8 protein-coding genes are annotated in these 6,734 nt (G+C 70.4%); 1 reads left to right on the top strand and 7 read right to left on the bottom strand.

Annotation, left to right across the window (positions count from 1 at the left end; genetic code table 11):
• Both ACRWK7_RS11095 and ACRWK7_RS11090 read right to left on the bottom strand, forming a co-directional pair.
• On the bottom strand, positions 1–547 hold a 547-nt coding region (locus ACRWK7_RS11095), incomplete at its 3' end, for an ABC transporter permease subunit (RefSeq protein WP_431856269.1).
• Between the two features lie 371 nt (positions 548–918).
• On the bottom strand, positions 919–1,728 hold the full coding sequence (locus tag ACRWK7_RS11090; protein WP_431856268.1) for a hypothetical protein: 810 nt from the start codon (positions 1,726–1,728) through the stop codon (positions 919–921).
• A gap of 122 nt (positions 1,729–1,850) precedes the next feature.
• Between ACRWK7_RS11090 and ACRWK7_RS11085 the strand changes: the two genes are divergently transcribed.
• Entirely contained in the window at positions 1,851–2,801 is a 951-nt protein-coding gene (locus tag ACRWK7_RS11085; protein WP_431856267.1) for an ROK family protein, read from the top strand.
• On the opposite strand, the gene ACRWK7_RS11080 is transcribed toward ACRWK7_RS11085, so the two are convergent.
• From ACRWK7_RS11080 to ACRWK7_RS11060, 5 genes are all read right to left on the bottom strand, one after another.
• Positions 2,776–3,099, bottom strand: coding sequence for a hypothetical protein (locus ACRWK7_RS11080; protein ID WP_431856266.1), 324 nt, complete (start codon positions 3,097–3,099; stop codon positions 2,776–2,778). The genes ACRWK7_RS11085 and ACRWK7_RS11080 overlap by 26 nt on opposite strands.
• Positions 3,100–3,224: 125 nt before the next feature.
• Entirely contained in the window at positions 3,225–3,959 is a 735-nt protein-coding gene (locus ACRWK7_RS11075) for a phosphatase PAP2 family protein (RefSeq protein ID WP_431856265.1), read from the bottom strand.
• Positions 3,960–3,972: 13 nt separating this feature from the next.
• The gene (locus ACRWK7_RS11070; RefSeq protein WP_431856264.1) at positions 3,973–5,658 is read right to left on the bottom strand and encodes an ArnT family glycosyltransferase; all 1,686 of its coding nucleotides are present in this window, start codon (positions 5,656–5,658) and stop codon (positions 3,973–3,975) included.
• On the bottom strand, positions 5,655–5,966 hold the full coding sequence (locus ACRWK7_RS11065; protein ID WP_431856263.1) for a lipid-A-disaccharide synthase N-terminal domain-containing protein: 312 nt from the start codon (positions 5,964–5,966) through the stop codon (positions 5,655–5,657). Before ACRWK7_RS11065 ends, ACRWK7_RS11070 begins: the two co-directional genes overlap by 4 nt.
• Positions 5,963–6,721 carry a glycosyltransferase family 2 protein gene (locus tag ACRWK7_RS11060; protein WP_431856262.1) on the bottom strand — a complete coding sequence of 253 codons (759 nt, stop codon included), beginning with the start codon at positions 6,719–6,721 and terminating at the stop codon, positions 5,963–5,965. The genes ACRWK7_RS11065 and ACRWK7_RS11060 overlap by 4 nt, the downstream gene beginning before the upstream one ends.
• Between the last annotated feature and the right edge of the window lie 13 nt (positions 6,722–6,734).

Genomic DNA, 6,734 nt, shown 5'->3' with positions numbered 1-6,734 from the left:
CCCGCTGCGCGCGGCCGAGCGGCGTGCGCTGGATGATCTGCGTGAAGCCGTACATCAGCGCGAAGGTCAGCAGGATGATGAAGATCTGCAGGTAGCTGAGGCTGACCACGAAGCCGTCGGCGCGTTCCATCAGCTTCAGGCCGCCGGTGACCACCGGCTGGATCGGCTTGACGCGCGCACCCTGGACCAGCTGCACGTAGTTCTGCAGGAAGATCGACATGCCGATGGCCGAGATCAGCGGCGCCAGCCGCGGCGAATTTCGCAAGGGCCGGTAGGCGATGCGTTCGATGGTCCAGCCATAGACGCTGGTGAACAGCATGGCGAGCACCAGCACGATCAGCAGCTGGAACGGCACCCAGGTGACGCCGGCGGTGCCAAGCACCAAGAAGCTGATGACCGAAATGAAGGCGCCGATCATGTACACTTCGCCGTGGGCGAAGTTGATCATGCCGATGATGCCGTAGACCATCGTGTAGCCGATCGCGATGAGGCCGTAAATCGCCCCCAGCGTCAGCCCGTTGATCAGCTGTTGAAGGAAATATTCCATTAGCCTCTTCCCGTCTCAGCGCGTGGCAAACGGACGGGCAGCGAGGCGAGAACGCGAGGGTCCCCGTTCACGTGAACTGCCGCTCCCTGACCTGACCTGTTCAAATACCCGCGCGTAGTCCGCGCCGGGCACATTCCTTGAGTCCGGGACGTTAGCCCGACGGATTGTCTACGGCAAGTGGGGAAAACCACAATCCATCCGGCATCCTCCGAATTTCGGAGGGTGCCGCAAAAGCAGGCGGCAAGCTGCTGAAATATATAGCCATCGGGGTTCTATGACGAACATGTGACGGCGCGATCCGGACACAAAAGGAAAGCCCCTCCGGCGGGATGCCGGAGGGGCTTCAATGTCGGCGCGGCGCTGAGGACGGGTTAGCGCTTGCCCTCGCTGGAGGCCGTCTGGGTGGACGACTCCGCCGCCGCGGTCTTCGGCTTGGCCGGCGCGGTGGGCTTAGTGGACTTGGTGGACTTGGCGGGCTTGCTGCTCTTGCTCGCCTTGGAGCGCGGCGGCTCGGCGGCGGCCAGCACCGGGCCGACGGGGTCCGGCCCGCTCACCACCTTGACGTCGCACAACGGCTGCTGGCTGAGGTGCATCAGGCCGGCGCCCTTCTCGTCGGCGGTGAGGGTGCGCACCTCGTCAGGGCCGAGGGCGATGGCGTTCTCAATGCGCGGCACGAAGGTCTTGCAGTAGTTCTCGGTGCCGATGATCGAGGCGCGGCGGCTCACCTCGTTCGCCACCTCGGTGCGGTAGGTGTCGAACTTGCTGGTGGCGTTGCCCTTGCCGGTGCGGCGGAAGTGGCTCATCAGCTCGCCCTCGGCCTTGGAGATGGTCGGGCGGTTCTTGACGGTGAATTCCTGGTACTTGGCGAACGGCGCCTTCTCCGGCATCACGTCCTTGCAGGTCAGGCCGGTGATCATCATCTCGGTGTGCATGCGGATCAGCTGCTCGGCCGCGTGCTCCGACCGGCTGTAGCAGGCGTTCGGGCCGGCAGCCGTCGGCTTGGCCTTGGCCTTGGCCTGCGTGGGCTTCGCCTGCGCCGGCTTGCTCTGCGTCGACTGGGCGGCGTCGGCCGGCAGGGCCACGCCGACGGCGATGCCCGCCACGACCAGCGCGGAGGCCACGCGCACCGCGCGGCGGAACGACAGGGAAGCAGACGCGGTGACGGCGCGCATGCGATGCATCGGTAAGCTCCGGTTCCTGGGTGCTATGACGGTGGACCGACACTTTCGGATCCCGCCGTCTCCTCCCTTGCTTCTACAATAGAGCCGGTCGCGATCAAACCCCAATCCGCGGGAGCCCCTCCTTGTCCAATCCGGCGTTGCGCATCGGCATCGACCTCGGCGGCACCAAGACGGAAGGGGTCGTGCTCGACCAGCAGGGAAACCAGCGCGCGCGCCGCCGGGTTCCGACGCCGCGGGACGATTACGACGGCACGCTGCGCACCATCCGCGACCTCGTGGCCGCGCTGGAGGCCGAGGCCGGGGGGCGCGCCACGGTGGGCGTCGGCATCCCCGGCATCCTCTCGCCGGCCACCGGGCTGGTGAAGAACGCCAACTCGACCTGGCTGAACGGCCGGCCGCTCGACACGGACCTCGCGGCGGCGCTCGGCCGGCCGGTGCGCCTGGAGAACGACGCCAACTGCCTCGCCGTGTCGGAGGCCGCGGACGGCGCCGGGGTGGGCTGCGGCGTGGTGTTCGCCGCGATCCTCGGCACCGGCTGCGGCGGCGGCATCGTCGTGCACGGCCGGCCGCTGTCCGGGCGCAACGCGGTGGCCGGCGAATGGGGCCACAGCCCCCTGCCCTGGCCCGCCGACGACGAGCGCCCCGGCCCCGCCTGCTACTGCGGCAAGACCGGCTGCCTTGAGACCTTCGTGTCCGGCCCCAGTGTCGCCGCCGACCATCGGCGCGTGACCGGCGAGTCGCTGAGCGCCGAGGCGATCGCGGCGCGCGCGGCGGATGGCGACGCGGCGTGCCGCGCGACCCTGGAGCGGCTGTGCGGGCGGCTGGCGCGCGGGCTGGCGACGGTGGTCAACCTTCTCGACCCCGACGTCATCGTCCTGGGCGGCGGGTTGTCCAACGTGGAGGCGCTTTACGGGGCGCTGCCGCCGCTGATCGAGCGCTGGAGCTTCTCCGACCGCATCGACACGCCGGTGCGCCGCGCGGTGCACGGCGATTCGAGCGGCGTGCGCGGCGCGGCGTGGCTGTGGCGGCCGGAGGAGATGTGGACGCTCAGCGCGCCCGCGGCGGCGCCTTGATCGGCTGGTTGGCCGAGGGCCGGCTGTACCGCTCCAACTGCAGCGAGTTGCGCGAGCCGTACATCGGCTGCAACGCGCCGACCTTCGGCTTGGTGTCGGCGTGGAACTGGTTGGTGCTGGCCATGTGGTTGGGCCGCGACGCCGGCCGGGTGCCAACGGCGTTCGGGTTCTCGACGGGAACGCGCGGGCCGACCGGCAGAGCCTCGTCCATCATCCACTGCGGGACCTTCTGGTCCTGGGCCAGAGCGGGAGCGCTCAGCACGGCGAGGGCAGACAGCAGCGCCAGGGTGCGAATCATGCGGGCGGACCTTTGCCGGAATCGGGGTGTCAGCCCGCATTCGGCCGCAGGTCCGGATGGAATTCCAGGGCGCGGGGGCATTAGCCCGCTTGGTCCCGCCGAGCCGCAAGAAGGGCGGGGCCGCGTCAGCCGCGCCGCCGCACGAGCCGGCGCCGCACCCGCATCAGCGTCCAGCGCCCGGCCGGCTTCAGCCGGATCGAGCCGTCGCGCCGCCGCCGGAAGGCCCAGCCGCGGTCGGCGAACCACGCGCGCATGAAGACCGCGACGCCGACGCCGATGGCGCCGCCGACGGTGATGTCGCTGACGTAGTGGACGTGCAGCACGACCCGGCTGAAGGCGCCGACCACGCCGGCCAGCAGGATCGGCCAGCGCCAGCGCGGCCATAACCAGGACAACACCGTCGCCACCGACAGGAAGGTGTCGGCGTGGCCGCTGGGGAAGGACTGAAGGTCGTCGTTCAGCACGAACCAGCTGAACGCGTCACTCCCCGGCGGCAGCTCGACGTAGGGGCGGGCGCGGCCGACCACGCGCTTGATGATGCCGACGATGATGCTCGACCCGCCCACCGCGACGACCACGAAGGCCGCCGCCTCCGCCGCCCAGCGGTAATAGAGCGCGTGCAGGTTCGGCCGGCGCGACAGCGCCAGAAAGACGAGGCACAGCATCGCCGCCGGCCCCCACCACAGCCAGCTGTACCCGAAGAAGGTGATGACGGCGAAGACGGCGACCACCGTCTCCGGGGCCAGATGGGCTGCCGCCGACACCGTCCGGTCCACGTAGAGCATCAGCAGGGCGACCGCCAGCGCCGCAATGCTCAGCCAAAGGAGGGCGACGAGCGTGCGGTTGCGCGTGGCGGTCATGGGATCCCGTGGTTCAGGGCGGAGCGGCGTACAGCGTCAGGGAGATGCGGCGGCCGTTGTTGTAGTTCAAGCCGTGAACTTCGCCGAGCGGCTTCGGCTCCACGCCCTCCAGCGCGGTGCGGAAGGCCGCCTGCTCGCGCACGTCGACCAGCGCCAGCGCGCAGGCACGGTCGGACAGCAGGTGCTTCGCCGCCCCCTCGCCGTTCACCAGCTTGGTCTGCGTGCCGACCAGGAAGACGAGGCTGGGCTCCGAATAGCCGGCCGACGCCACCGTGGTGCCCGGGCACGGCCGCACCGCCGAGACCACCTGCGCGGCCGAGCGGCTGATCCACAACCCGTCGATGCCCGGCAGCACCAGCGCGTACGTCGCCGCGTACAGCACCGCCGCCGCCCCCAACGCCGCCGCCGCGCCGCGCCAGCCCTCGCCGCGGACGACCAGGCGTGCACCCCACACGTACAGCGCCAGCACCGGTGGCAGCATGGCCAGCGCCGCCCAGGCGATGCGCTGGTCGATCATCCACGGCACCACCGCGATGGCCACCGCCAGCAGCGCCCAGGTAGCGGTGCCGAGGCCGGCGGCGGCGTACAGCAGGGCCCGGCGCGGCTTCTCCGCGGTGCGGGCGAATCCGTCCAGCAGCGCCTGCGCGGTCAGCAGGGCGATGGCCGGGAACACCGGCAGCGTGTAGTGCAGCAGCTTGGTCGGCACCGCCTCGAACACGATCCAGGTCGGCACGATCCAGCAGACGCAGAAGCGCACGGCCGGCGAGCGGCGGTGCAGCCACACCCAGGGCAGCGCCAGCAGCGTCAGGAACGACCACGGCGCGAAGGTGATCCAGAAGGTGCCCAGGTAGTAGCCGGGCGGCAGTCCCTTGCCCTCCTGCCCGCCGGCGACCTTGCCGAGCATGTCGTGCCCGACGGACTCGGCGAAGAAGGCGCCCTTGCTCTGGATGGCGATGGCGATCAGCCAGGGGGCGACGAGCGCAGCGACGATGCCCAGGCCCATCAACGGCTTCAATCGCTTCAGCCATGCCACCCGGCGCTCCCACAGCGCCAGCCCCGCCAGCGTGGCGCCAGACACCAGCAGCACCAGCGGCCCCTTTACAAGGATGCTGATGCCCACGGCGATCCAGAACGCCACCGCGGCGGCGCGGCCCTCCCGCGGCTCGTCACGGCGCATGTAGAGGCGGGCCAGGGCCAGCTGCGCGGCGAGGATGGTGGCGAGCAGCACGGCGTCGGTCTTCGCCATGCGCGCCTCGACCCCGAGAACGACGCAGCCGGCCAGCATCACCGCGCCCAGCACGCCGGCCGCCGGCCCGAACAGCCGCGCACCGATCCAGGCGGTCAGCAGCACGCTCAGCGCCGCGCCGAGCATGGAAGGGATGCGGTAGGTCCAGATCGCCTTGTCCGCCTCGCCGGTCAGCGCGGTGGCGGCGGCCTGCAGCCAGTAGATGCCGATCGGCTTCTTGTAGCGCGCCTCGTCCTGGAAGCGGATGTCGACGTAGTTGCCGCTCTCCAGCATCTGGTAGGACGCCTGGGCGAAACGCGACTCGTCGCGGTCGAAGGGCGGCACGACGGTGAAGCCCGGCAGGAAGAGCGCCACCGCCAGCAGGGCCAGCAGCGCGTAGGCCAGCAGCGGCACCCGGGCCCCGGCGGCGCCCTCCAATCCGGCCCAGCGGACGGTGTCCGGAGCGGCGCTCATGCGGTGTCGGCCCCCTTGTGCGTCCAGACGAAATACAGGTTGCGGAAGTAGATGAGCAGGCCGAGTCCCTGGCCGAACATATAGACCGGATCGACGCGGTAGATCGAATAGGCCAGCAGCAGCAGGCCGCCGCCGATCGAAAAGTACCAGAAGGTCTCCGGCACGATGGAGCGGCGGACGCGCTCGCTGGCGATCCACTGCACGACGAAGCGCATCATGAACAGCGCCTGGGCGAAGAAGCCGACGCCGATCCACACCATCTCCGTCGTCGAGGTGCTGGCGTACCAGGCGGCCAGCTTGTCGATCATGCGGCGGGGCCTCCGCGGTCTTCGACCACCGGCGACAGCACCGTACGGCGCTTCAGCCAGTAGACGCCCAGCAGGTCGATCACGCCGATCAGGCCGCGGCGCAGGTTGGTGTACTTCGACGCGCCGGCGTTGCGCGGCCGGTGGTTGACCGGGATGTAGGCGACGTGATGGCCGTGCGCGCGGAACAGCGCCGGCATGAAGCGGTGCTGCGCGCCGAAGAACGGCAGGTCGAGGAAGACGTCGCGGCGGAACACCTTGATGCCGCAGCCGCTGTCGGTGCAGCCGTCCTGCAGCAGTCCCTGGCGGACCTTGTTGGCGAAGCGCGAGGCGAGGCGCTTGGACAGGGTGTCCTGCCGCTTCTTGCGCAGGCCGCCGACCAGCATCGGGTGGTCGTCCTGCTGCGCGCGGGCGAGCAGCGCCGGCAGGTCGGCCGGGTCGTTCTGTCCGTCGCCGTCCAGCGTGCCGACCCACACGGCCCGCGCCGCCTTGGCGCCGGTGCGCACGGCGGCGCTCTGGCCGGAGCGCCTGCGGTGGCGCAGCAGGCGGACCGGCCGCCCCTCGGCCACCGCCTGGGCCAGGATGGCCGCAGTGTCGTCGGTGGAGCCGTCGTCGACGAAGATCGCCTCGAACGAGCCCAGCGGCGCCAGCGCCCGCTCGATCTCGTCGAGCAGCGGCAGCACGTTTTCGGACTCGTTGAGGACCGGAATGACGACCGACAGCCGCACCGGCTCCCGGTCCGCCGCAGGAATGCTCACAGGCGCTAACCCC

The sequence above is a fragment of the Azospirillum sp. genome (assembly GCF_050789165.1).
This window is presented reverse-complemented; position numbering and strand designations above follow the sequence as displayed.